This is a genomic window from Nocardia coubleae NBRC 108252 (genome assembly GCF_001612805.1).
Classification (GTDB): domain Bacteria; phylum Actinomycetota; class Actinomycetes; order Mycobacteriales; family Mycobacteriaceae; genus Nocardia; species Nocardia coubleae.
Genome location: NZ_BDBD01000011.1, coordinates 157230 through 182274 on the forward strand (window position 1 = coordinate 157230; position 25045 = coordinate 182274).

Sequence of the window (25045 nt, forward strand, 5' to 3'; positions counted from 1 at the left end):
AAGGAGGTGATTCCTGCGGTATGTGGGGTGAGAGATGTGTGAACGGCGGGCCCACCGGTACCGCCGCCGAACGGGGGGTGCCCGAGTGAATTCTCGCGAGGAGATCTTGCGCCGCGTCCGCGACGGGCTGCTCGACCTACCCGACGACGCGCGACGGGTGACGGTTCGTCGCTCATCGGGTCGCCCGGCCGACGCCGACCCGGCCGAACGCGCCGCCGTACTCGCCCGCTTCGTCGAACGGCTGCGCGAGCAGGGCTCGCTGGTGCGCCTGGTCGACACCACGGGTCTGCCCGCCGCCGTGGCCGACGTGCTCTACGGGATGAGCGTGCGCACCGTACTCGCCGCCGTCGAGCCCGGTCCGGCGTGGCTCGACCATTGGGCCGGCGCGCCGGGTCACGCCGTAGTGCACGGGGGCGGCGCGGCGAGCAATGGCGACGCGGTAGTCCGCGACGCTGTCGCCGGCGATGCCTCGACCGGTTCGCTCGCCCTGGAAGTGGACGGCGGTCCCGCCGTGTCGGAAGACATGCCCCAGGTATGCGTAGTCCGCGCGGAGCGGGTGTTCAGCTCCCTGCCCGATGCGCTCGACCGCCTCGATCCCCGTCGCCCACTGATCTGGCGCGGCGGCCCCGCGGACGCGGAACTGGCCCGTCAACTGGTTGTTCTGCTGGTCGAATAGATCATCGATCTCGATTCGGACGCGCCGCGCACGGGGGTTGTGTGAGACCTCGAGTCTCAGTTACTCTGAGTACGACGATGTGACGGTTGACACTGCCGTGCGCATCGACGCGAACCGAGGAGGCACCGATGACGCTGACCGAATCGAGCCGTGGCGGACTCATCAGCGAGGAATACCGCGATGCCCTGGCGACCCTGTCTCAGGGGTCCGTCGACCGGCATTTCGATCCCTACCTCGATATCGACTGGGATTCGCCGGAGCTGGCTCTCGACCCGAACGACCCGCGCTGGGTGTTGTCGTCCGAATACGATCCGCTCGGTGCCACGCGGTGGTACCGCGAGCAGCCGCTGGAGCGGCAGATCGAGATCGGCAAGTGGCGCACCGCGAACGCGATCAGGGTCGGCGCGGCGTTCGAGAGCATCCTGATCCGCGGGATGATGCAGTACATCATGAAGCTGCCGAACGGCTCTCCCGAGTTCCGGTACTGCTTGCACGAGATGACCGAAGAGTGCAACCACATCCAGATGTTCCAGGAACTGGTGAACCGCATCGGTGTGGATGTACCCGGCATGCGGCCCTTGTTCAAGGCACTCTCGCCGTTCATCGGCGTGGCGGGCGGCTACGCGCACACGATCCTGTTCATCGGCATCCTCGGCGGCGAGGAACCGATCGACCACTATCAGAAGGCCATGCTCCGCGCGGGCGCGAACCTGCCGCCGATGGTGGTGCGCACCATGGAGATCCACATCGCCGAGGAAGCGCGGCACATCTCCTTCGCCCACGACTTCCTCGCCGCCCACATCGGGCGGATGGGCAAGTTCAACCGCGGCGTGTGTTCGGTGGCGTTCCCGATCGCGATGCGCTGGCTGGCCGGCGAGATCATGGCTCCGCCCCGTTCGTTCGCCAAGCAGTTCGACATCCCGCGCGAGGTCATCCGTGAGGCCTTCTGGAAGTCGGAGCACTCGCAGCACGTCCTGGCGGGCTACTTCGCCGACGTGCGGAAGCTGGCCGACGACCTGGGCATGATGAACCCCGTCGCCAAGCAGGTATGGAAGGCGCTCGGCATCGACGGGCCGCTGTCGCGCTACCGCAGCGAGCCGGAGCGGAGTGCGCGCAGGGCGGCGTGAGCCGCCTCAATCGCCGTTGGTCATCAGCTGGGTGATGACCGTGGTGAGGGGTTGTTCGGCGTCGAGGGTGAGTCCGTGGCGCCGGGCTACGCCGTCGACCACGTGCCAGGCGTAGGAGGCGACCTCCTCGATCAGCTGCTGTCTGGACAGGACCGGGGCGGGGTCGTTGGCCCAGCGGGTGACCGTCGCCTCGGTCATCGAGACGATCGCGAAGGTCATCGCGTCGGCCGAGCCGTCGTCGGCCACACCCACCACCCCGGCCAGTCCGGTGACCAGCGCGCGGGTCGAGGCGGCGAGTGTCGCGATGAGCGAACTCATCGCGTCGACGTCCGGATCGGCCTCCGACGGCCCGGTGCGCAGGAATTCGTGCAGTCGTGGATGCTCGGTGACCCACGTGACGACGGCATCGACCGTGCGAACCAGGATCTGGTGGATGGAACCGTCGCCGATGTCGAGCGCATCTTCGATATCGCCGACGAACCGGTCGGTGATATCGCTGCGGATGCGCCGGTCGAGTTCGTCGCGGCCCGCGAACTGCCGGTACACAACGGATTTCGCGAGCCCGGCATGTTCGGCGATCTGGACGATCGGCACCTCGACACCCGGCGGCGCCTGCTCGATCAATTCGATCGCCGCCTGCACGATCCGCTCCCGGCGGCTGTCGTTGTGCGGCTGCCACCGGGCTTGTCTGCCGCTCACGGCGCGGGCTGGTCGTGACGTTGCGCTCGACACCGCCTGAGTGTAAAGCACACGATCCGGTATCGAACTGTTACCGAGGGACTGTCACCGGATCGGTGCAACTGGCCACCCCGTTCACCACCGAACAGGGCGCAGGCGCTCGTGTCGGGCGATAGTCGTCGCCGACGCCGCCCGCGGCGGTGATCTCCCGGTAGGCCGCGACAGCGTCGGTGGGCTTGCGGGTGAGTGTGGGATCGGTCAGCACGTCGACGGTGTAGAGGCCGAATCGTGGTGTGTAGGAACCCCATTCGTAGTTGTCGGTGAGGCTCCAGTAGTTGTAGCCGAGCAGTGGGATGCCGTCGGCCACGGCCCGCTGCAGCCAGTACACGGTGTCGCGCAACGAATCGGCGCGGGTGTAGCCGTCGGGGCGTGGCAGCCCGTTCTCGGTGGGCATCCCGTTCTCGACGATGTAGAGCGGGCGGCCGGGGAACTTGCGGGCGTAGTTCTCGAGGACGTAGTAGATACCCTCGGGATGCAACGGCATGGTCCAGAGCTTGCCGGGGTCGGGGATGCGCGGTTCGGCGGGGGAGAAGCTGTAGTAGTAGTCGATCCCGATGTAGTCCAGGCGCGCCGAGATGCGGTCCAGCAGCGGGCCGTTCACCGCGTCGTCGACGGCGGGCAGGTGGGCGACGTTGCTCGTGACCATGGCGCCCGGCTGCACGGAGTGGATGTACTCGTGGATGCCGTTGTGGGCCTGTGCGATTCGATCGACCATGCTCGGTGCGTCGGCGGGGGCGAGCCCGCCATGGCGTAGTTCGTTGGCCAGATACACCATCGGCTCGTTGAACGTCACCCACAGCGGGTCCGTGTGGGCGAAGCGGTCGACGATGCTTCGCGCGTTCGTCAGCCAGTCGGCCACGATGCGCGGATCCCGCCAGCCGCCGCGATCCGCTACCCAGCCGGGATAGACCCAGTGATCGAGGGTGAGCATCGGTCGCATGCCCGCCGCGACGATCGCCCCGACGACCTCGTCGTAGAACCGGAGACCTGCCTCGTCCCAGACGCCGGGTCGAGGCTGCACCCGCGCCCACTCGATGCCGATGCGGTACACGCGCACGCCGAGGTCGGCCGCGAGTGCGATATCCGACCGGAACCGCTGGCGGAAGTCGACCGAGTTCAGGTACGGATGCTCGGTGCTGCCGGACTCCGCGTAGCGGCGCCAGTTGCTGTCCGGTGCGTCGCCTTCGGCCTGGAACCCGGAAGCGGCCACGCCCCAGAGGAAGGCGGGGCTCATCGGTGCCAACTGATCGGGTGCCGGTGGTCGGGCGGTAGTGGGGGAGGCGCTTCCCGCGAGCGCGGCGAAGACAACGGCGATCGTGGCGAGGATCCTGCGGCGGCTGGGGGAGGGCATGGCACTCCTGGCGGCTGGAATGGGAGGGGAGGGGAGTCCAGTGTGCGGCATCGACGAGCGGTAGTCCGGGAATTGCGTCAGCGAGGCGAACGACCATTTATTACATTCGGTTACTCAGATATGCGCATCGTATTATATAAACCCATCACCACCGACCCCTGAACTCACCTCCGATACATGTGCCCACGAATAAACCACCAGCAAGGACGAGGGAGTGAAATGCCTCTCAAGCACACCCTGTGGGTTCGTCAATCCGGTGAGCTCGAGCCAGGATTCGGGGATGGTGTGGAATCCCTTGCCCCGTGTGGCGCGCGTGTTCGGAGCACAAGCCTGGGTGATGCGGGGGGCGAGTGTCGTGTTGCCCGCCGAGCGGTTGCTTCGCCGGTTCTCCGGTGGGCGTTGGGGTGTCCTGGATCTGGCCGGTCTGCCGTCGATCGAGGTGACCGTGGTCGGCCGCAAGTCCGGTGTGCCGCGTACGACCTCGCTGCTGTGTGTGCCCGACGGCGACGGGTTCTTCCTCGTCGGTTCCAACTGGGGCAAGCCCGAGCATCCGGCTTGGTCGGCGAACCTGCGTGCCGCGCGCACGGCGTCGGTGCGGTTCAACGGCAGTGCGGCGTTTCCGGTGTCGGTCACGGAGATCACCGGGGTGGAGCGTAAGCGGGTGTGGGATCAGGTCGTGGAGTTCTGGCCTGGTTACGAGATGGAGTATGAGCTCGCCGGCGGGCGCGAGTTCCGAATCTTCCGGCTCGACCGGATCGTCTGACGACTGCCCCGGCGACGGTCGTTGTCGCCGGGGCACAGCCACGGGTTCAGACCTGCGCGGGTTTGCGGCTCAGGCCGTACATGACGGCCGCACCGAGTGCCGCGCCGACCGGCCACGACAGCGCCGTGACCGAGGCGGAATCGGGAACAAGGGCCACGACGACGCTGACCGCACCGGCGATGAGCAGCGCGACGAGCGCTCGCGGGTTGAAGCCCCGGGTGTAGAAGTAGGTGCCGTCGGTCGCGCCGGAATAGAGCTCGGGCACCTCGGTGCGCTGTTTGCGAACCAGGTAGTAGTCGACGACCAGGATGCCGAACACGGGCCCCATGAGGGCACCGACACCGCCGAGGAAGTAGACGATGAAGTCCTGGTTGGCCCACAGCTTCCAGGGCAGCACGACGATCGACAGAACGGCGGTGATGATGCCGCCGGTGCGGAACGAGATGTACTTCGGTGCGGCGTTGGAGATGTCGTAGGCGGGGGAGACGAAGTTCAGCACCACGTTGATGCCGACGGTCGCGATGGCGAACAGCACGGCCGAGATGATGACGATCGCGTCGTTGTCGATGTGGGCGACGAGTTCCACCGGGTCCGACAGCACTTCCCCGTACACCTTCAGGGTGGCGAGGGAGATGATGATCGAGATGACGACGAACGCGGTCTCGTTGAAGGGGATGCCCCAGGCGTTGCCGCGCCGGATGGCCTTCTGACTGGGCGAGAACCGGGCGAAGTCGGCGTAGTTCACGAGCGGTCCGGCCATGAACGCGACCATCAGGAACGCGACCCCGATGAACGCCGACACCGTCTGTCCGCTCGAGAGTGCTTCACCCGCACGGGCATTGAGGTCGATACTCCAGTCGGCCTCGCTCATGATCCACACGGCGAGGGCGATCATGCCGATCCACACGACCGGTCCGGCGAAGTCGGAGGCCTTGCGCACGATCTCCATGCCGTAGCTGATGATCATGAGCTGCACCGTCCACAGCACCAGGAACGCGATCCAGCCGAGCGCGGACAGCCCGAGGAAGCTGGGTTTCGTCCACGACTCGAGACCTGGCGACACCCGCAGGATCAGCACGATCACGGCGGTGGAGGCGAGATAGGTCTGGATGCCGTACCAGAAGATCGCGACGAGCGCGCGGAGCAGGGCGGGAATGTTGGCGCCGAACACGCCGAAGGTGGCGCGGGCGAAGACCGGGAACGGGACCCCGACCTTCTGACCCGCGACACCGACGAGGTTGCTCCCGAGCCACAGCATCAGCACACCGGCGAACAGGGCGAGCATGGTCTGCCAGCCGGTCATGCCGAGGGCGAGCATGCCGACGGCGAAGCCGTAGCTGGCGATGCTGTGGGCCGAGGTCATCCAGAGACAGAACAGGTCCCAGGTGCGCCAGGTCGCCGTCTCCTTGGTAGTGGGCGCCAAGTCGTCGTTGACCAGCTGCGAGTGTCGTCCCGCGCCTTCGGGCGCGTGGACCTGTGTTTCTGTCATCGCATTATCTCTCTACTACTACTGCTAACTGTGCTGGGGGAACCCGAGGTTGATGCCGCCGTGGCTCGGGTCGAGCCAGCGCGACGTGATCGCCTTCTCCTGGGTGAAGAACGAGAAGCCCTGCGGTCCGTAGGCTTTCGCGTCGCCGAAGATCGACGCTTTGTGGCCGCCGAAGCTGTGGTAGGCGACGGGCACCGGGATGGGGACGTTGATGCCGATCATGCCGACGGTGACGCGGCGCTGGAATTGCCGTGCGGCCCCACCGTCGTTGGTGAAGATCGCGACCCCGTTGCCGTAGGGGGAGCTGTTGATGAGTTCGATGCCCTCCTCGAAGCCGCTCACCCGGACGACGGAGAGGACCGGGCCGAAGATCTCGTCCTGGTACACGGCGGAGCTGGTCGGGACGTTGTCGATGAGGGTCGGGCCGAGCCAGAACCCTTCGGCCGCACCGTCGATGCTGGTTTCGCGGCCGTCGACGACGATGGTGGCGCCGTCGGTGGCGGCCACGTCGAGGTAGCCGGCCACCTTGTCGCGGTGTTCGCGGGTGATGAGCGGTCCCATGTCGCAGCCTCGGCGACCGTCGCCGGTGCGCAGTTCGCCCATGCGTTCGGCGATCTTGGCGACGAGTTCGTCGGCGATGCTGTCGACGGCGAGCAGGGCGCTCACCGCCATGCATCGTTCGCCCGCCGAGCCGAAGCCGGCGTTGACGGCGGCGTCGGCGGCGAGGTCGAGGTCGGCGTCGGGCAGCACGAGCATGTGGTTCTTGGCCCCGCCGAGTGCCTGTACTCGTTTGTCGTTGGCGGCGGCGGTCTGATAGACGTAGCGCGCGATCGGGGTGGAGCCGACGAAGGAGATCGCGGCGACGTCCGGGTGGACGAGTAGGGCGTCGACGGCTTCCTTGTCGCCGTGGACCACATTGAGGACGCCCGCGGGCAGACCCGCTTCGGCGGCGAGTTCGGCGAGCCAGTTCGCGGCCGAGGGGTCCTTCTCGCTGGGCTTGAGGACGACGGTGTTGCCCGCGGCGATGGCGATCGGGAAGAACCAGAGCGGAACCATGGCGGGGAAGTTGAACGGGCTGATGATCCCGACCACCCCGACCGGTTCGCGCACCGAGTATACGTCGACGTCGGTGGAGACGTTCTGGCTGAATTCGCCTTTGAGCAGTTGTGGCATGGCGAGGGCGAATTCGACGACCTCGAGTCCCCGGGCGATCTCGCCGCCCGCGTCGCTGAGGACTTTGCCGTGTTCGGCGGTGAGGATCTGGGCGAGGTCGTCTTTGCGGGCGTTGAGCAGTTCCCGGAAGGTGAGCAGGAACCTGCTGCGGGTGGCGATCGAACTGTCGCGCCACTGGGGCAGGGCGGCGGCCGCCGCGGCGACGGCGGTGCCGACGTCGGTGGCGGTCGCCATGCGCACCTCACGTTGGGGTGTGCCGAGGGCTGGGTCGAAAACCGGTGCGGTGCGGGTGGATTCGCCCGACCAGGCCTTGCCGTCGATCCAGTGCTCGAGAATCTGTGTCATGGTCGTTTCCTTGTCTTCAGAGTCCGGCGAGTACGTCACGAATCGCGGCGACGCCCGCGGTGGCCTCGGCGTCGGTGATGACGCAGGGCGGCACCACGTGCAGGCGGTTGTCGGCGATGAACGGGAGCACGCCGCGTTCGAGCAGACCGGTTTTGAGCTTGCCCATGGTCGCGGCGGGGACGGGGGTTCGGGTGTGCGGGTCGGCGACGAGTTCGAGTGCCCAGAACACGCCTTCGCCGCGTACCTCGCCGATGACGGGGAAGTCGTCGGCGAGGGCTCGTAGTGCGGGGCCGAGGGTTTCGCGGCCGACGCGCTCGGCGTTGGCGACGATGCCCTCGGATGCCATGGCGTCGAGTGCGGCGACGATGGAGGCGGCGGCCAGGGGGTGACCGCTGTAGGTGAGGCCGCCGGGGAACACGGTGTCGTCGAAGGTGTGTGCCACGGGGTCGGAGATGATGACGCCGCCGACCGGGACGTAACCGGAGTTCACGCCCTTGGCGAAGGTGATCAGGTCGGGGACGACATCGTGGCGGGAGAACGCGAACCAGGCGCCGGTGCGCCCGAAGCCTGCCATCACCTCGTCGAGGATCAGCAGGATGCCGTAGCGGTCGGCGATCTCACGCACACCGGCGAGGTAGCCCGGCGGTGGGACGAGCACACCGGCGGTTCCTGGCACGCTTTCGAGCAGGATGGCCGCGATGGAGGCGGGGCCTTCGCACTGGATCACCCTTTCCAGGTGGTGCAGGGCGCGTTCGCATTCCTGTTCGGCTGTCTCGGACCAGAATTCGCTGCGGTACAGGTAGGGGCCGAAGAAGTGGACGTGCCCGCGGGCGAATTCATTGGGTACGCGCCGCCAGTCGCCGGTGGCGACCACGGCGGCACCGGTGTTGCCGTGGTAGGAGCGGTAGGTGGAGAGCACCTTGTCGCGGCCGGTGTGCAGGCGGGCCATCCGGATGGCGTTCTCGATGGCGTCGGCGCCGCCGTTGGTGAAGAACACCTTGTCGAAGCCGTCCGGCGCCAGAGCAGAGATGCGCTGTGCCGCTTGTCCTCTGGCGAGGTTGGCGGTGGCGGGGGAGATGGTGGTGAGCTGGGCGGCCTGCTCGGCGATGGCCCGGGTGACCGCCGGGTGCTGGTGGCCGATATTGACGTTGACGAGTTGGCTGGACAGGTCGAGGTATTCGCGGCCGGCGTGGTCCCACACGGTGCAGCCGCGTCCGCCCGCGATGACGAGTGGTTGCAGTGCGGCCTGGGCGGACCAGGAGTGGAAGACGTGGTCGCGGTCGAGCCGGTAGGCCAGGGCGTCGAGGTCGGTCGCGGTGTCGGCGGCGGTCATGATGCCGCCTTCATCGCGGTGATGTGTTTGGTCATGCTGGGGATGACGGTCTCGCCGTAGACGCGCATGGTCTCCTCCTTGTTGTCGTGTTGGAGATAGCCCGCGAACTGGTCGACACCGAGTTCGGCGAGGCGCTGCAGCTTCTTCAGATGTTCTTCGGCGGTGCCGAGGACACAGAACCGGTCGACGATGTCGTCGGTGACGAAGGCGGCGTGGGTGTTGCCCGCGCGGCCGTGCTGGTTGTAGTCGTAGCCTTCGCGACCGGCGATGTAGTCGGTCAATGCCGGTGGGACGGACCCGGATTCGCCGTAACGGGCGACGATGTCGGCGACGTGGTTGCCGACCATGCCGCCGAACCAGCGGCACTGGTCACGCATGTGGGGCCGGTCGGTACCGATGTACATGGGTGCGGCCACACAGATCTTGACCGCGTCGGGGTCGCGCCCCGCGGCGGCGGCCGCGTCCTTGACGGTGCGGATCATCCATTCGGCGATATCGAGGTCGGCGAGCTGGAGGATGAACCCGTCGGCGACCTCACCGGTGAGCTGGAGGGCTTTGGGCCCGTAGGCGGCGACCCACACGTCGAGGGTCGAGCCCGTGCTCCACGGGAATTGCAGCACCCGTCCGTCGACTTCCACCGGGCGGGAGTTGGCGAGTTCCTTGATGACCCGGATGGATTCACGCAGGGTCGCCAGGGTGGTCGGTTTGCCGCCGCCCACCCGGACCGCGGAGTCGCCGCGGCCGATGCCGCAGATGGTGCGGTTGCCGTAGGCCTCGTTGAGGGTGGCGTAGGTGGAGGCGGTGACCGTCCAGTCGCGGGTGGCGGGGTTGGTGACCATGGGGCCGACGGTGATGCGTTTGGTCTCGTTGAGGATCTGGCTGTAGAGCACGTACGGTTCCTGCCACAGGATGTGGGAGTCGAACGTCCACAGGTGGCTGAAGCCGTGCGCTTCGGCGAGTTTGGCCAGGTGCACCGTGCGCGCCGCAGGCGGGTCGCACTGCAGGACCGCTCCGAATTGCATGGTGGCTCCCTAGATGAGGTATTGGCAGGGGTCGCGGCGGACGAAACGTCCGTCGCCTTTGCGGCCGAGGTAGGTGTTGTCGTCGACGACGACCTTGCCTCGCGAGAGCACGGTGTCGACGTGGCCGTCGATCTCGTAGCCCTCCCAGGCGGAGTGGTCCATGTTCATGTGGTGGGTGGCGTCGACGCCGATGGAGGTATGGCCGTCGGGGTCGTAGATCACCACGTCGGCGTCGGCGCCGGGGGCAAGGACGCCCTTGCGGCCGTATAGCCCGAACATGCGCGCGGGGGTGGTCGCGGTGATCTCCACCCAGCGTTCGAGGCTGATCTTGCCGTCGACCACACCCTGGTACATGAGATCCATGCGGTGTTCGACGGAGCCGATGCCGTTGGGGATCTTGGAGAAGTCGCCGATGCCCATGTCCTTCTGCCCCTTCATGCAGAACGGGCAGTGATCGGTGGACACCATCTGCAGGTCGTTGGTGCGCAACGCCTGCCACGCTTCGTCCTGGTGGTGGTCGTGCTTGGAACGCAGCGGCGTGGAGCACACCCATTTGGCGCCCTCGAAACCCGGCGCGCCCAGCTGGTCCTCCAGCGACAGGTACAGGTACTGCGGGCAGGTCTCACCGAAGACGTTCTGGCCGCGGTCGCGTGCGGCGGCGAGCTGGGCGACGGCCTGCTTGGCCGACACGTGCACCACATACAGCGGCGCGCCGGTGAGTTTGGCGAGCATGATCGCCCGGTGGGTGGCCTCCTCCTCGAGCTCCCAGGCGCGCGCGATGCCGTGGTAGTAGGGGTCGGTCTTGCCCTGGGCGAGCAGCTGGCCGACGAGCACGTCGATCGCGGGCCCGTTCTCGGCGTGCATCATGGTGAGCAGGCCGGTGTCGGCGCCGGTCTGCATGGCGCGCAGGATCTGGGCGTCGTCGCTGTAGAACACGCCGGGGTAGGCCATGAACAGTTTGAAGCTGCTGATGCCTTCGCCGGGCAGTTCGCGCATGGCGCGCAGGGATTCGTCGTTGACGTCGCCGATGATCTGGTGGAACGAGTAGTCGATCGCGCATTCGCCCGCGGCCATGTCGTGCCAGGTCTGCAGGCTGTCCTGGACTCGCTCACCGAATTTCTGGACAGCGAAGTCGATGATGGTGGTCGTCCCGCCCCAGGCGGCGGCGCGGGTGCCGGTTTCGAAGGTGTCGGCGGCGGTGGTGCCGCCGAAGGGCATCGACATGTGGGTGTGGGCGTCGATGCCGCCGGGGATGACGTATTTGCCGGTCGCGTCGATCACGCGATCGACCGTTTCCGTCAGATTCGCACCGAGGACGGTGCTGCCGGGTTCGAGGAGGGCGACGATGCGTTCACCGTCGATGAGCACATCGGCCGCGCCGCGCCCGGTCGCCGAGACGACGGTGCCGCCGGTGATCAATGTTGTTGCCACGGTGATCCTTTCCGGCTCAGGGCGCCACGATCGAGGAGTAGGAGTCGGGGCGGCGGTCGCGGTAGAACTGCCAGTCGCCACGCACCTCCCGCACCACGTCGAGGTCGATCTCGCGGATCACCAGTTCCTCGGTGCCGGTGGATGCGACCTCGCCGACGAAATTGCCGCGCGGGTCGACGAAGTAGGAACTGCCGTAGAAGGTCACCGCGTCGTCGCCGAATTCGTCGCTCTCGGTGCCGATCCGGTTGTTGGCGGCGATGAAGTACTGATTGGCGGCCGCCGCGGCCGGCTGTTCGAGTTCCCAGAGCCGGTTGGACAGGCCGGGTTTGGTGGCCGAGGGGTTGAAGACGAGTTCTGCGCCGGCCAAGCCGAGGGCGCGCCAGCCTTCGGGGAAGTGGCGGTCGTAGCAGATGTAGACGCCGATCTTGCCGACGGCGGTGTCGAACACCGGGTAGCCGAGGTTGCCGGGCCGGAAGTAGAACTTCTCCCAGAAGCTGGGCAGGTGGGGGATGTGGTGCTTGCGGTATTTGCCCAGGTAGGTGCCGTCGGCGTCGATCACGGCGGCGGTGTTGTAGAGGACACCGGGCTGGTCTTCCTCGTACACCGGCAGCACGATCACGATGTTGTGCTCACGCGCCAAGGCGGCGAACCGTTCGGTGGTGGGGCCCGGCACCGATTCGGCGTATTCGTAGTACTTCTTGTCCTGCACATTGCCGAAATACGGCCCGTAGAACAGTTCCTGGAAGCAGATCACCTGAACGCCTTCGGCGGCTGCCTGCTCGACGAACTTCTCATGTTTGGCGAGCATCGATTCTTTGTCGCCGGTCCAGGTGGCCTGTGTGATGGCTGCTTTGATGATCGTCACCGGTCGATCTCCTGCCTAGGATTTGGGTTATGTTATCGTCAGCACTAAACATTTCTTGAATGTTTCACCCAATGCCGGGAAGTGTAAATCTCGAGGGGCCGACGGCGAGGGAAAAGTGGACAAGAAGATCCGGATCGATGATCCGACGCCCGCCGGGATCGCCGGTGCGATCGCCCGGCTCATCACCAGCGGTGAACTGCGCCCGGGTGATCGGCTCCCCACGGTGCGCGAACTGTCCGCGCAGCTGGGAGTGAGTCCGGCGACCGTGAGCCACGGGTGGCGGGCGCTGGCCCAGGCCGGGCTGGTTGTTTCCAAGGGGCGCAGCGGAACCTTCGTCACCGGGGTGCCTCGCGCGGCCCCGACGCGTGCGGGCGGTATGACCGGTGGGGCCGAGTCCGCGCGCCTGGATCTGTCGCTCGGCACGCCCGATCCCGCCCTGCTCCCCGAGGTCGGATCGCTTCTCGCGCAGGTGGCTTCGCGTGCGGAGAGCACCGACTATCACCAGCCACCGGTGGTTCCCGAGCTCGGTCGGCTGCTGCAGGCCGACTGGCCGACGGGGTCGGGTGGGTTGACCGTCGTCGACGGGGCGATGGACGCGGTGGCGCGCAGCCTGGCCGCGGTGGTGCGCTTCGGTGATCGGGTGATCGTCGAGAACCCGACCTTCCCGCATTTCCTCGACTACCTCGACACCATCGGTGTACAGGCCGTCCCGGTGGCGATGGATGAAAACGGTGTGCTGCCGGACGAATTGGCGCGCGCTCTCACGCTCGCGCCCGCCGCCGCCGTCCTGCAGCCACGTGCCCAGAATCCGACCGGTGCGTCCATGACCGCCGAGCGCGCCGAGACGCTCGCCAGGATCCTCGGTCGCAGCGAGCATCGGTGCATGGTCGTCGAGGACGACCATTCTGGTGCGATCGTCGCCGCCCCCGACATCAGCCTCGGCCGCTGGCTACCCGACCAGGTGCTGCACGTGCGGAGTTTCTCCAAATCCCACGGCCCCGACCTGCGCATCGCCGCCCTCTCGGGCCCCGAGGAGGTGATCGACCGCATCGTCGCCACCCGCATGCTCGGCCCAGGCTGGACACCGCGCATCCTGCAACGTCTGCTGTACGAACTCCTGCGTGACGACACCGCGAACAGCACTGTCTCGCAAGCGCGTACGGAGTACGCCAGTCGGCGACGCGCACTCACCGGCGCTTTGAGCCGGCACGGTGTGGCGGTCGCCGACGGGGACGGACTCAATGCCTGGGTGCCGGTGACGGATGAACGCTCGGCGCTGGTTCACCTGGCGGCCAACGGTATTCGGGTGGCTCCGGGCGGTCCTTTCCTGGTGGGTGAGGAGGCGGGTCAGCCGCAGGCGGTGCGTGTGACCGTCGCACCCTTGCGGGACGGCATCGACGATGTGGCACGAATCCTCGCCACTGCTGCCCAGCCACCGCGGCAATCGGAGTACTTCTCGTTGCATACAGGGCGTTGACGAGGCCTGCCCGCCCTTCTAGGTGAGTTGTCCAACTAACTCTGGACAAAACAGGGAGGCGCTCGCTAATGTCGGGGTCAGTTAGTCAACTAACTGACGGCCGATTCCGCCCGACCCTGTCGATCGGGATCGCCTCCTGTCTCCACCGCTGAAAGGACCACCATGCCTGTCACCCGTGTACTCGACTCGACCATCTACCACCGTGAAACCGGCACCGGCGCACCGATCGTGTTCCTGCACGGCAACCCCACCTCGTCGTACCTGTGGCGCAATGTTCTGCCCGGTGTCGGCGCCGGTCGCCTGCTCGCTCCTGACCTGATCGGCATGGGCGAGTCGGGAAAGCCTGCGATCGACTACAGCTTCGACGACCATGCGCGCTACCTGGATGCCTGGATCGAGGCGATGGGGTTGGACAGTATGGTGCTTGTCGGCCACGACTGGGGTGGCGCGCTCGCCTTCGACTGGGCAGCACGGCATCCGGATCGGGTGCGCGGGGTCGCGTTCACCGAGACCATCATCAAACCCATGAGCTGGGAGGAGTTCCCCGAAGCCGGTCGCGATCTGTGGCGTGCGATCCGGACCGACGGTGTGGGCGAGTCCATCTTCCTCGAGGATTCGTTCGTCCGAGACGGGCTCGCCACCATCTCGGATCGGCTCGAGCCCGCCGACCTGGCGGTGTACCAGCGCCCGTTCCCGACGCGGGAGAGCAGAATTCCCGTGCTGCGCTTCGCCCGATCGATGCCGCTGGACGGAACGCCGACCGATGTCGTCGCGCGCGCCGAAGCGTACGACGAATGGCTCGCGTCCAGCCCGGACGTGCCGAAGCTGATGGTGAACTTCACCCCCGCCTACGGTGCGATGACCGAACCCGCCGTCATCGACTGGTGCGCGAAAACCATTTCCGCCCTGCATATTCGGCAGTACGACGAGGTCGCCGGCCACCACACTCCCGAGGATCAGCCGGATCTGCTGGCGGCTGCCATCTGCGAGTGGCTCGACCGCAATGATCTGCGCCGGCAGGTACATCATGCCGAGGCGCTGGTCTGACCCTGTGCGCTGCGGCGTTTGTCAGCCACCTCGGCTATCCGCAGTAAGGGTGCGCGCCCCCGGCCATCGGATCGAATGCGCCGCCCAGGCAGCCGACTGCCCCTTCGGCGCCGCTTCGAAGAAGACGGACTCACCCGCATCGGCCAGTCGAAGGCGAGCGCACCACCCCTGAATCGCACTCGCGGTTCTCGGGTGGGGGCTGGTGGCATTGCCATACTTCGACCATGCAGTCTTCGCACCGCGCGGTCGGTGGCCCAGCGTATCGGGCCGCTCCTGGGCAGAACACATGACCGGATGGATCGGGACGATGCTGTTGCGGCCCGGGTTGATGGTGCTGACGGGTGAGGTCGGAACCACGGCGCTGCATGCGCACCACACGGTGCAGATCATGCAGAGCGAGTCCGCGTTCCGTATCGGTGACGCACACGGATCGACCGCGAGCTGCCGGGCCGCGGTGATTCCGCCGAACACCAGCCACCGAGTCGTCGAGGGCACCGCCTCGGCGACATTGATCCACTTGGCGCCCGAAGCGGCGGTGGCGACCGCGCTGTGTCGCGATCCCGCGGATGCGGTCGATGTCTGGGTGCGTCACGGGGCGATGTTCAGCTGCGGCCCGATCGGAATGACTGCCCTTGTCACCGGCGCCGGCGAGCCCGGCCGTAGCGCCTGGCATCCGGCGGTGCGCCGTTCCTTGGCCGATTTGCCCGGGCTCCTCGCCGACGGCCCGGTGCGGTTCGGTGAACTCGCCCATCGGGCGGGGCTGTCGGAGAGCCGACTGGCGCACCTGTTCTCGGCCGAAGTGGGGCTTCCGTTCCGGGCGTACGTGCGTTGGCTGCGGATGCAGCACGCAATCCGGCTGTTCGCCGCAGGTCGGACCCTCACCGAGGCCGCTCATGGTGCCGGATTCGCCGACAGCGCCCATCTGAACCGCGTCTGCCACAGCATGTTCGGCGCAGCCCCGTCGCACTTCGGGCAGCTGCGGTTGGTGGACGAACTCGACGGCCCGTAGCAGGTTTGTTCAAGCAGGCGCCGCGGTGGACAGCAACGCTGTCGGGAGGCAATCCAACTCAGGAGGTCCCCATGTCCCGCATGCCTGCCGGCGTCCGATCCGCGTTCGAAGCCGAACTGAACCGCGCTCGCCTGACCACTGATATCGACGAGATGTGGCACGCCCTCGAACGGGCCCACATCCTGTCGCAGGAGTGGGCGTGGCCGCACACTCGCGCACATTGGGAGATGCTCCGACTCGCCATCCGCTGCCGCGACCGTCATGAAGTCGTCGGCCAGGTGCTCCGACTCGCGTTCGGCGGCATCGCGTCCGCAACCGGCCGCGCGCCGCTCGGCAACAACGGTAGGTCAGATGTCGGCCCCTTCACGCCCATGCCGATCCCTGAAGATCTCCTTGCCATACTTGCCGCGGGTGCTACCGCCGCACGATGACGAAGACCCCGCCGTTGTCGTGAGCGGCTCCGACGCCCCGCCGCGAACCTCCTGCCGCATTCGGTACCGAACCGAAGTACCCGACGGCAGGGACCACGGCACGATCGAGGAGAACACGAACCGCGAACCCGGCATCACCGCGTGTCAGAGGCCGAGTTTGGTGACGGCGTTGTCTTCGAGGGGGTTGGCGGTGCGGATGTAGCCGTGGACGGTGCGCGGGTTGGACCAGCGGCCCTGGCGCATGATTTCGCGGTCGCTGGCGCCGCCGAGAGCGGCTTGGGTGGCGAAACCGGCGCGTAGGGAGTGGCCGGAGAACAGGTCGGGGTCGAGGCCTGCGCGGGCGGCGTAGCGTTTGACCAGTTCGGCGACGGCGCGGCCGGACAGGGCGGTGGGGGCGATGGTGCCGTGCCGGTTGACAGTGGGGAACAAGGGGCGGTGGGGGTCGCCGCTCAGCGTGGTGCCGGTGAAGCCGTGGCAGCGGTGGATGGTGGTGTCGGTGATCGGGTTCGCGGTGACCCAAGTGCGCAGATCAGCTGTGCTGGAATGGTTTTCGAGGAGCTGCACCCAGTCGGCGAAGGCGCAGACGGGGCAGGTGTGCGGGTGTTTACCGCGTGGCAGGGCGACGCGCTGTTCGCTCGCGCCGGTGGGGTCGGTTTTGGTGGTCGGCAGGTGCACGATCAGCAGTGGTTCACCGGTGTGGTGATCGGTGCGTACCTGGACGTCGCCGATGCGCAGGGCGGCCAGTTCGCTGCGTCGCAGCGCACCGGCGAAACCGACCAGCAGGGCGAGGGCGTCGCGGCGGCGGGCCGGTTCGGTCGGCCAGCCGGGGGCGGGGAGTTCGGCGAGGAGCTGTTCGAGGGTGTGCAGCAGGACCGGGCGTTTGCGGGTCGGTGGGGTGCGGCGGGTGCGCCGGATGCCACGCAGGGTGAGGCGCACGACGTCGGACCTGGTCGGGGAGGGCAAACCGTTGGCCGCGTGCACGGCGGAGATAGCGGCGGATTTGCGGTCGAGGGTGGCGGGGCTGAATGCCCACGTGCCGTTCTCGCGGCGGGCGTCGGCGGCCGCGGCCAGATACACCGCCACGTCCAGGGGGTCGGCGGGCAGCGCCTGGCGGTGTTCGCCCGCGCACCAGCCCGCCCACGCGATCCAGTCGGTGCGGTACGCGCGCAAGGTGTTGGCCGACTGTGATGCTTCGAGATAGCGGCGTAGCGCGCCCGCTTGGTCGTCGTCGAAGCGTTCACCGACGAGCCGTAGTGCGGCGGTGTCGATCAGGACGCTGCGCACGCCGCGGCGTAGTTCGGTGCGGACCCGTTCGGGTAGCACGACCGCCTCGCTCACCGCAGCCCTCCTCGCCCGCGTCGTCGCCGCTGATCTACGGCGCGCCCAGCTTAATCCGGGTCAGGGCAGTTCCTCGAGTTCGGCGAGCTTGGTGTGGATGAACGCGGCGAGGCGGTGCTTGGCCGCGCCGGTGAGGAAGCTGGTGTCGCCGAGGCGAGGGAATCCGTCGTCCGCCGATGCCGCGGGTTCGGGGGTGTCGGTATCGCCGACTAGTTCGAGACGTGCCGGATGCTGCTGGGGGAGAGGAACATTCGGTTCGTCCGGTTCTGTCTGCTCTGCTCCGGTACGTACCATGACTCGAACAATAACGTTGTGGTCACGGCCGTTGCCAACACGATAGGCCACGGAGTGATAACAGACACGTTTTGTTCGGATTTGCGTAATAAGTCCGGTTTCAGGAGGCTCGGGCCTGCTGAGTGGTCGCGCGCACGTACCCGGCGACCGGGCTCAACCGCAGCACATCCGGCATCCGGCGGGTTACCGCGTGCGGGCCGATGAACCGCACCCGTCCGGTGTGCTGGGCGTGCGTCAGCGGCAACCGGCCGAGCCACACCTCGTACAAACCGGCCACGTCGGCGCTGATGGTGACATCGACCGGATATCCCGGATCCGTCTCGCACACCGACGCCGCGCCGGCCTCGACCACGATCCAGAATCGGCGCGGATCGTCGGTGAACCGGACCGCGAGCACCTGACGGCGACCCGGCAGTTGTGTGGTGTCGAGGCGGTTGTGCATCCACCACACGAGCAGGGCCGCGTCACGTTCGTCGGGGCGTGGTTCGCCGAAGGTCCACCGCGCACCCCACTCGCCGAGGCCGAACAGGATCGGTTCCAGGTCCCGGCCCGCCTCGGTGAGCACGTACTCGGTGCCGAGCTTGTCGACCAGGCCCGCGCGTTCGAACTGGCGCAGCCGTTTGGCCAGCAGGCTGCGCGACAGGCCGGGCAGGCCGCGGGCCAGATCGTTGAATCGGGTGGTGCCCAGGAACAGGTCGCGGGCGATGAGCAGCGACCAGCGTTCACCGAGCACGTCGAGGGCACGCGAAATGGGGCAGTACTGGGCGTAGCTGGGGGTTGTGCTCGTCATCATCACCTCGCCGACGGGGTCCAGATATTGGACCGGGGGAGTCCACTTTCTGGACTATCCGGTTATCGCGCCCGTCCCTACCTTTCGAAACATGACTTCCACGATTACTTCCGCAACCGACCGGGTCGCCCTGGCCCGCACGATCGGTGAAACCCTGCGCACCGAGGTCGCCGAGCGCGACCGCACCGGCGAGATCTCCGTCGCCGCCTTCGACCTGCTGCGCTCTTCCGGGCTCTCGGCCGCGCTCGTTCCGGCCGAATTCGGGGGCGGCGGGGCCACGCATACCGAAATGGGAGCGGTGCTGCGTGAGCTCGGCGCCCACGATCCGTCGACGGCGGTGGCGTTCGCGATGCATTCGCATCTGGTCGCCGCGCAGGTGTGGCGGCACAAGCACGGTATCGACGCCTCGGGCGTGTTCGCGAAGGTTGTCGGTGGGGCGATTCTCGTCAGCACCGGCGCCTCGGACTGGGTGGATTCCAACGGAATGGCCGTGCCGGTGGACGGCGGGTACCGGGTGAATGCGCGCAAAGCGCCCGCGAGCGGATGCGAGGTGGGCGACGTGCTCGTCACCAGCGTCCGCCTCGAAGGGAACCAGGTGCTGCACTGTGCGATCCCGATGTCGGCGGCTGGTGTGCGGATCGAGAAGACCTGGGACACACTGGGTTTGCGGGCCAGCGGATCGCACACCGTGGTGCTCGACGACGTGTTCGTGCCCGCGGCGGCGGTGTCGCTGATCCGGCCCGCCGGTGCGTGGCCCACCGTGCTGAATGTCGTGATGGGCGCCGCCCTGCCCCTGATCCTGGCCGCCTACCTCGGCATCGCCGACGCGGCGGTCGCCCTCACCGCCCACCTACTGCGCGGGCGCGCCGACGACCACACCCTGCAGACCGCGGGCGAGATGCTCAACGCCCACACCACCGCCGACGACGTCGTCACCGCCATGTTCACCGACGCCGCCGACCTCACCTTCCCCAACACCGACGCCTACGCCGCCCGCGCCCTCAGCCGCAAAACCGTCGCCGCCGAGGCTCTCATCACGACCGTCCGCCTGGCCATCGAAACCACCGGCGGCGCCGGCTACTCCCGCACCTGCGACCTCGAACGCCTCTACCGCGATGTCCTCGGCTGCCAGTTCCATCCCCTGCCCCGTCCCAAACAGACCCGCTTCACGGGGCGAGTCCTGCTGGGGCACAACCCGATCGGGTAGTGCGATCCCGCTTGCGGCGCAGCGAGCTGGGAGTTCCTCGGTGCCGGCTCCGCATCGGCCTGTTCGCCTCAGTGACATTGCAGCCGCGGGCGCGGTGCCGGCCCATCCGGATCCGCAATGACGCCGCCCTGCGGTGCACTCCTCCACCTTCCGGCGGGCAGTCCGCACAATGAGCGGGCTTCCGGTGCTGGAGGAGATCGCGGGCGCGGGCGCGGCGGAATGTGGTTGCGGGAGGAAGGAGCGGCTGGTGTACTCGGGCCGTGATGATGTTTGCGCAGCAGTGGTGGCCGGTCCGGTAGCGGTCGGCGCCGTTGTTGCGTGGCCGCCTCGCGGGCGGTCGGGTGCTTGTCGTGACGACATCTGGACGGGTCCGGGCGGCGGTCCTGGATAGAGAGGTCGACAGATGGGCGACAGCACTTCAGCTTCGGGAACCGGTGGGTTCGGGGAGATCTTGGTCAGTTCTCGTTCGCTGGACGAGTATCGGGCGATGTTCGCGCTCAGCGAGCAGGATCTGCGCCGCCGGATCCTCGATTGTCCCGGTAGTGCTGCGGGTTTCACCGCCGAGGTGTGTGCTCGGGGTGGGGACGTGACCGCATGCGATGTCGCCTATTTCGGTGACGGGTCGGCGAAGGTGGCGGCGACCGCGGTTGCCGAGGCCGAACGCGGCAACGACTTCGTTCGCGCACACGCGCAGGATTATCGGTGGGAGTTCTTCGCCGATCCCGACGCGCATCGCCGGGCACGCTCCGAGTCGGCCCGGCAGTTCGCCGCCCACAGCGGTTCGCATCCGCAACGCTACGTTCCGGGACGGTTGCCGCAGCTGCCGTTCGCGGACAACAGTGTCGACCTCGTGCTGAGTTCACACCTTCTCTTCTGCTACGCCGACGATCTCGATCCCGAGTTCCATCGTCGAGCCATCATCGAACTGCTGCGGATCGGTACCGAGCTCAGGGTGTTCCCGCTTGTCCCAATCGGTTCGCGCACCCCGTACCAACGACTGCGTGCGTTGATTTCCGAACTGGCCGACGACGGTGTCGACTGCCGAGTTGTCGATGTCGACTACGAATTCCAGGTCGGGGCCGCTCAGATGCTGATGTGCCGTCGGGCGAGAGAGAGTGCGACCCGCAGCTAGCAAAATTCCACGACGCTAACTGGGCGATCGTCCATGTTGTTCTATTGTTCATCGAAACGCGCTGGATGCGGTGCCGTAGCGGCCGGGGTGTTGTGCTTCGATCGAGCGGTCGACGGGTGAACTCGGAAAGGTGAGCATGGACGAGCAGCTCAACGTGCGGTCGAACGGTATGGGCCGGCGCGAGGTTCTCGCGGGCGCGGCCGGTGTCGTCGCGGGTCTGACGTTGGTCGGGCTCACCCCGGCCGGTGCGGTGCCCGCCGCGGTGGCGAAATTCCCGCCGACGGCGGGGCGCGGGGTGCGGGTGCTGGTCACCGGCGACGCCGGGACCGGGACGCGCACACAGTGGGCGGTGGCCGATGCGGCACGGGAATTCCATGCGCGCGAACCGTTTTCGCTCGCGGTCGGCCTCGGCGACAACATCTACGACTCCGGTCCGAACGGGCCCGACGACATCCAGTTCGCGACGAAATTCGAGGACCCCAACACCGGCCTGGACTTCCCGTGGGCGATGGTGCTCGGCAACCACGACACCAGTTCGGTGTTTCCCGGCGACGGCGGCTGGCTGCCGCGCGGCAACCACGAGGTGGCCTATCACGCCCATTCGCCGCGCTGGTGGATGCCGAGCCGCTACTACTCGCTGCGCGTACCCGAGCAGAACCCTGTCGTGGAGTTCTTCGTTCTCGACGTGAACCCGCTGGCCGCCTACATTCCGCCCGTGTTCGACCCGTACTGGGCGGTCGACGGCCCCTACATGAACGAACAGCGCGCCTGGCTCGACCGGGCCCTGGCCGAGTCGACCGCGCAGTGGAAGATCGCCTGCACCCACCACCCCTACCTGAGCAACGGCTCCCACGGCGACGCGGGCAACTACGAGGGCCTGCCGATCGAACCGCTCAACGGCATCCACGCCAAACGCTTCTTCGAAGACCACGTCCTTGGCAAGGTCTCGCTGCTGCTGTCCGGCCACGACCACACCATGCAGATCCTCGAACCCACCCCCGCCACCAAGGGCACCCGTCAGATCATCTCCGGCGCCTCGGCCAAAACCTCCACCGGCCAGCCAGGCGAACCCGCCGGCCGCCACAACGCCCTCTATCAAACCCATCACGAACTGGGCTTCATGGTTCTGGACCTGCACCCCGACTCGATGCGCGCCCGCGTCGTCACGGTCGACCCGGCCACCGGCTCGAGCACCCAGGTCTTCGACCGCCACCTCGCCTGAACCGACTCTGACTGAGCTTCGCCGGTCGTGCGGCTGACGCTTATCGGGTCTTTTCTGGTGGCTGGTCGGCGAGGATGATCGGGGGATGGGCTTTTATACCGATCGGGTTCTTCCGCATCTCACCGACAAGGTGTGTGGGGCGCGGGTGAACGACTCACTGCGGCGGCGGGTGTGTTCCGGGTTGCGGGGGAATGTGGTGGAGGTGGGGTTCGGGTCCGGGAACAATGTGGGGTTCTATCCCGAGACGGTGGAGCGGGTCAGCGGGGTCGAGCCCGCTGAGGTGGGGTGGAAGATCGCGGCGAAAAAGGTTGCGGCCAGCGGGGTTCCGATCGAGCGGGCCGGATTGGACGGGCAGGCACTGCCGTTCGGGGACGGCAGTTTCGACACCGCACTGTCGACGTTCACGTTGTGCACGATTCCCGATGTCGCGGCGGCGCTCGCCGAGATCCGGCGGGTGCTCAAGCCCGGCGGCACCTTGCATTTCGTCGAGCACGGGTTGGCGCCGGACGAGTCGGTTCGGGTATGGCAGCACCGCCTCGATCCGATCCAGCAGCGGATCGCGGGCGGGTGCCACCTGACGCGCGACATCCCCGCGCTGATCGCCGACGCCGGATTCGAAATAGTGGAACTCGACCGGTTCTATCAACCCGGAACCCCGAAAACCTTCGCGGCATTGTCGCTGGGGGTCGCCCGTTGAGCAGGGGTTGAAATCACCCGGAAATCATCGGTTGGCCAGGCATCTACGCGTCGATAGCGTGCGGGCATGACCAGTCAGCTCGCGGCCTTGAACAGCATTTCCGAAGCGACAGCGAAAGCGGTGGCCCTCGATACCGCCAATGCGCACGTGGTGTTCCGTGCGGCGGCGACGCCCGAGGGCACGGTGGGCAGCGTGGTCACCGCGCGCACCCACACGGTGCGCGTGGACGAACCGCCCGCGCTCGGCGGCGCCGACACCGCCGCCAATCCGGTGGAGGTGTATCTGGCGGCACTCGTTTCCTGCCAGGTGGTGACCTACCGATTCTGGGCGGAGCGACTCGGGATCAGCGTCGACGATCTCGAGATCACCGCCGAAGGCGACCTGGATGTGCGCGGGTTCTTCGGCATCGATGACACGGTGCGTGCGGGGTTCCAGGCGGTGCGGGTCACCGTGCGGATCAACGGCCCCGAGACACCGCAGCGCTACGCAGAACTGCGGGAAGCCGTCGACGCACACTGCCCCGTGCTCGATTCGACGACCGGCGCCACCCCGGTGAACACCACCCTCGAGGTCGGCTGACTCACCGTTCCGTCGGGCGGACCGTTGTGCTGGTGAGGAACTCGGTGACAGCGGCGGCGACCGCGTTCGGCTGGTCGAGCATCGACAACACGTAGGCGTCGTCGATCTCGACCAGTCGGGCGCGGGGCATCAGGTCGGCGAGGCGACGGCCGTGCTCGCGGGGCATCACCTTGCCCGCCGACGACCACAGGATCAATGCCTCACCCCGGAAGTGTTGCAGCGCTTCGGTTGCGGCGATCAATTCGGCCTTGTCGAAACCGGAGCGGGTGTAGGCGAGCAGGTCGCGGCGGATACCGGCATCGCGCAGACCGGGGTCGGTCCAGGCGCGCACGAGCTCGTCCGACAGAGGGAATTTCGCCATCCAGCCGAACAGCAGTGGAGTCTCGCGCAACCAGCGCACGCGCAACTGGCGCAGGGCCAAGGTGATACCGCCCGGCAGGTAGGAGGCGAGGATCGCGGATTTGCCGGGCAGGCCGGGCGGGAAGTTGTCGAATGCCTCGCTGGGGAAGACGATCAGCCGACCCACCCGCTCGTCGAGACCGTAGGCGGTCAGGAACAGTCCACCACCCCAGTCCGAGTGCACGAGGGTGACATCGTGCAGGTCGAGAGCGGTGAGGAAGTCCGCGATCAGCTGATTGAGCCCGCGCAGACTCAGGTCGGTGCCCGGTCGCAGCGGCTCGGGGTGCGCGCCCAACGGCAGGTCCGGCAGCACATAGCGGAACCCGGTGGGCAGCAGATCGATGACCGAATCCCAGACCCGGTGGTTCATCAACAAGCCGTGCAGCAGCACGACCGGCGGTCCCTCCCCACGCTCTGTGTAGTGGATGCGGCCGGCGGGCAGTTCGACGGACGGCATGAGAACCTCCAGTTAGAGCGAACACTCTAGTGCGTTTGCTCTAGTCTGGAGCGGTGAGGGAGAAGATGTCAACGCCCACCCGGGAACGCCTGGTCACCGCCGTCGCCGAACTGATGCGCACGCACGGGTACAGCGCGATCACGGTCAAGCAGATCACCGCCGCCGCCGACGCGCCGATGGGCTCGCTCTATCACCACTTCCCGCAGGGCAAACCGCAGATCGCCGCGGTGGCGCTGCGCGATTCCGGTGCCGCCTACATCCAGTTGCTGCCGCTGCTGATGGACCCGCACGAGGACCTCGCCGTCGCGGTGTCGTCCGCGTTCGCCGACGCCGCCCGCACGCTCGAGGAATCCGGGTGGATCAATATGTGTCCCGTCGGGACCGTGGCGGGCGAGATCGCCGACTCCGAACCGGACCTGCGGGAGGTGGTGGCCGAGGTCGTCGCGGACTGGATCGATCAGGGCACCACGTATTTCGTGCGTCGTGGACTGGTCCAGGACGAAGCACGCGATCTTGTGCTGGCGATTCTGTCCGCGCTGGAAGGGGCGTTCGTGCTCGGCCGGACATTGCGCTCGGCCGAACCGCTGCTGGCGGCCGGGAATGCGATGCGGGCCCGGGTCGAGGCGGTGCTGATTCGGGCCGAGTCGTAGTTC

General features: G+C 67.3%; 25 protein-coding genes. 13 read left to right on the forward strand and 12 right to left on the reverse strand.

Going from position 1 to position 25045, the window contains the following annotated elements:
* Positions 1-85 precede the first annotated feature (85 nt).
* Positions 86-676: a hypothetical protein gene (locus tag NCO8_RS09705; RefSeq protein ID WP_067638278.1), complete on the forward strand. Its 591-nt coding sequence runs from the start codon at positions 86-88 to the stop codon at positions 674-676.
* A gap of 128 nt (positions 677-804) precedes the next feature.
* Positions 805-1803 (forward strand): AurF N-oxygenase family protein, encoded by a 999-nt coding sequence (locus NCO8_RS09710; RefSeq protein ID WP_067638280.1) that lies wholly within the window; start codon positions 805-807, stop codon positions 1801-1803.
* A gap of 6 nt (positions 1804-1809) precedes the next feature.
* On the opposite strand, the gene NCO8_RS09715 is transcribed toward NCO8_RS09710, so the two are convergent.
* Positions 1810-2535: a TetR/AcrR family transcriptional regulator gene (locus tag NCO8_RS09715; RefSeq protein ID WP_067638282.1), complete on the reverse strand. Its 726-nt coding sequence runs from the start codon at positions 2533-2535 to the stop codon at positions 1810-1812.
* Positions 2536-2572: 37 nt separating this feature from the next.
* Positions 2573-3892: a family 1 glycosylhydrolase gene (locus NCO8_RS09720; RefSeq protein WP_067638285.1), complete on the reverse strand. Its 1320-nt coding sequence runs from the start codon at positions 3890-3892 to the stop codon at positions 2573-2575.
* Positions 3893-4172: 280 nt separating this feature from the next.
* Here NCO8_RS09720 and NCO8_RS09725 point away from each other — a divergent pair, with 280 nt between their 5' ends.
* Positions 4173-4655: a nitroreductase family deazaflavin-dependent oxidoreductase gene (locus NCO8_RS09725; RefSeq protein ID WP_067638286.1), complete on the forward strand. Its 483-nt coding sequence runs from the start codon at positions 4173-4175 to the stop codon at positions 4653-4655.
* A 46-nt stretch (positions 4656-4701) separates the two neighbouring features.
* Here NCO8_RS09725 and NCO8_RS09730 read toward each other — a convergent pair whose 3' ends face one another.
* The 6 genes from NCO8_RS09730 to NCO8_RS09755 are packed head-to-tail and all read right to left on the reverse strand — an operon-like array spanning position 4702 to position 12307.
* Positions 4702-6144, reverse strand: a complete 1443-nt coding sequence (locus NCO8_RS09730; protein ID WP_067638289.1) for an NCS1 family nucleobase:cation symporter-1 — start codon at positions 6142-6144, stop codon at positions 4702-4704.
* Positions 6145-6168: 24 nt separating this feature from the next.
* Positions 6169-7662 carry a CoA-acylating methylmalonate-semialdehyde dehydrogenase gene (locus tag NCO8_RS09735; protein ID WP_067638291.1) on the reverse strand — a complete coding sequence of 498 codons (1494 nt, stop codon included), beginning with the start codon at positions 7660-7662 and terminating at the stop codon, positions 6169-6171.
* Between the two features lie 16 nt (positions 7663-7678).
* Positions 7679-8995, reverse strand: coding sequence for an aspartate aminotransferase family protein (locus NCO8_RS09740; RefSeq protein WP_067638293.1), 1317 nt, complete (start codon positions 8993-8995; stop codon positions 7679-7681).
* Positions 8992-10017, reverse strand: a complete 1026-nt coding sequence (locus tag NCO8_RS09745; protein WP_067638295.1) for a TIGR03842 family LLM class F420-dependent oxidoreductase — start codon at positions 10015-10017, stop codon at positions 8992-8994. Before NCO8_RS09745 ends, NCO8_RS09740 begins: the two co-directional genes overlap by 4 nt.
* Before the next feature lie 9 nt (positions 10018-10026).
* Complete coding sequence (gene hydA / locus NCO8_RS09750) at positions 10027-11448, reverse strand: dihydropyrimidinase (RefSeq protein ID WP_067638297.1); 1422 nt, start codon at positions 11446-11448, stop codon at positions 10027-10029.
* A 16-nt stretch (positions 11449-11464) separates the two neighbouring features.
* Positions 11465-12307 carry a nitrilase-related carbon-nitrogen hydrolase gene (locus tag NCO8_RS09755; protein WP_174550327.1) on the reverse strand — a complete coding sequence of 281 codons (843 nt, stop codon included), beginning with the start codon at positions 12305-12307 and terminating at the stop codon, positions 11465-11467.
* Positions 12308-12428: 121 nt separating this feature from the next.
* Between NCO8_RS09755 and NCO8_RS09760 the strand changes: the two genes are divergently transcribed.
* The 4 genes from NCO8_RS09760 to NCO8_RS09775 all read left to right on the forward strand — a co-directional run bounded on the left by NCO8_RS09760 (position 12429) and on the right by NCO8_RS09775 (position 16277).
* Positions 12429-13790, forward strand: coding sequence for an aminotransferase-like domain-containing protein (locus NCO8_RS09760; protein WP_157104859.1), 1362 nt, complete (start codon positions 12429-12431; stop codon positions 13788-13790).
* Between the two features lie 93 nt (positions 13791-13883).
* The gene (locus tag NCO8_RS09765; protein ID WP_281201977.1) at positions 13884-14837 is read left to right on the forward strand and encodes a haloalkane dehalogenase; all 954 of its coding nucleotides are present in this window, start codon (positions 13884-13886) and stop codon (positions 14835-14837) included.
* A 286-nt stretch (positions 14838-15123) separates the two neighbouring features.
* Entirely contained in the window at positions 15124-15846 is a 723-nt protein-coding gene (locus NCO8_RS09770) for an AraC family transcriptional regulator (RefSeq protein WP_067638305.1), read from the forward strand.
* Between the two features lie 71 nt (positions 15847-15917).
* A complete protein-coding gene (locus tag NCO8_RS09775; RefSeq protein WP_067638307.1) occupies positions 15918-16277 on the forward strand; it encodes a DUF3703 domain-containing protein in 360 nt (119 codons plus the stop codon).
* 144 nt (positions 16278-16421) lie between these two features.
* On the opposite strand, the gene NCO8_RS09780 is transcribed toward NCO8_RS09775, so the two are convergent.
* The 3 genes from NCO8_RS09780 to NCO8_RS09790 all read right to left on the reverse strand — a co-directional run bounded on the left by NCO8_RS09780 (position 16422) and on the right by NCO8_RS09790 (position 18699).
* Positions 16422-17615: a site-specific integrase gene (locus NCO8_RS09780; protein ID WP_067638309.1), complete on the reverse strand. Its 1194-nt coding sequence runs from the start codon at positions 17613-17615 to the stop codon at positions 16422-16424.
* Between the two features lie 60 nt (positions 17616-17675).
* Positions 17676-17909, reverse strand: a complete 234-nt coding sequence (locus tag NCO8_RS09785) for a hypothetical protein (RefSeq protein WP_067638311.1) — start codon at positions 17907-17909, stop codon at positions 17676-17678.
* Positions 17910-18009: 100 nt separating this feature from the next.
* Complete coding sequence (locus NCO8_RS09790) at positions 18010-18699, reverse strand: winged helix-turn-helix transcriptional regulator (protein WP_067639919.1); 690 nt, start codon at positions 18697-18699, stop codon at positions 18010-18012.
* A gap of 91 nt (positions 18700-18790) precedes the next feature.
* Here NCO8_RS09790 and NCO8_RS09795 point away from each other — a divergent pair, with 91 nt between their 5' ends.
* The 5 genes from NCO8_RS09795 to NCO8_RS09815 all read left to right on the forward strand — a co-directional run bounded on the left by NCO8_RS09795 (position 18791) and on the right by NCO8_RS09815 (position 23536).
* A complete protein-coding gene (locus NCO8_RS09795) occupies positions 18791-19906 on the forward strand; it encodes an acyl-CoA dehydrogenase family protein (protein ID WP_067638313.1) in 1116 nt (371 codons plus the stop codon).
* A gap of 487 nt (positions 19907-20393) precedes the next feature.
* Positions 20394-21038: a methyltransferase domain-containing protein gene (locus NCO8_RS09800; RefSeq protein ID WP_245655297.1), complete on the forward strand. Its 645-nt coding sequence runs from the start codon at positions 20394-20396 to the stop codon at positions 21036-21038.
* Positions 21039-21174: 136 nt separating this feature from the next.
* Entirely contained in the window at positions 21175-22260 is a 1086-nt protein-coding gene (locus NCO8_RS09805; protein WP_067638317.1) for a metallophosphoesterase, read from the forward strand.
* An 85-nt stretch (positions 22261-22345) separates the two neighbouring features.
* Positions 22346-22957, forward strand: coding sequence for a class I SAM-dependent methyltransferase (locus NCO8_RS09810; protein ID WP_067638319.1), 612 nt, complete (start codon positions 22346-22348; stop codon positions 22955-22957).
* 66 nt (positions 22958-23023) lie between these two features.
* Entirely contained in the window at positions 23024-23536 is a 513-nt protein-coding gene (locus tag NCO8_RS09815; protein ID WP_067638322.1) for an OsmC family protein, read from the forward strand.
* Position 23537: 1 nt separating this feature from the next.
* On the opposite strand, the gene NCO8_RS09820 is transcribed toward NCO8_RS09815, so the two are convergent.
* Complete coding sequence (locus NCO8_RS09820) at positions 23538-24392, reverse strand: alpha/beta fold hydrolase (protein WP_067638324.1); 855 nt, start codon at positions 24390-24392, stop codon at positions 23538-23540.
* A gap of 65 nt (positions 24393-24457) precedes the next feature.
* Between NCO8_RS09820 and NCO8_RS09825 the strand changes: the two genes are divergently transcribed.
* Positions 24458-25042 carry a TetR/AcrR family transcriptional regulator gene (locus tag NCO8_RS09825; protein WP_067639921.1) on the forward strand — a complete coding sequence of 195 codons (585 nt, stop codon included), beginning with the start codon at positions 24458-24460 and terminating at the stop codon, positions 25040-25042.
* The last annotated feature ends 3 nt before the right edge of the window (positions 25043-25045 follow it).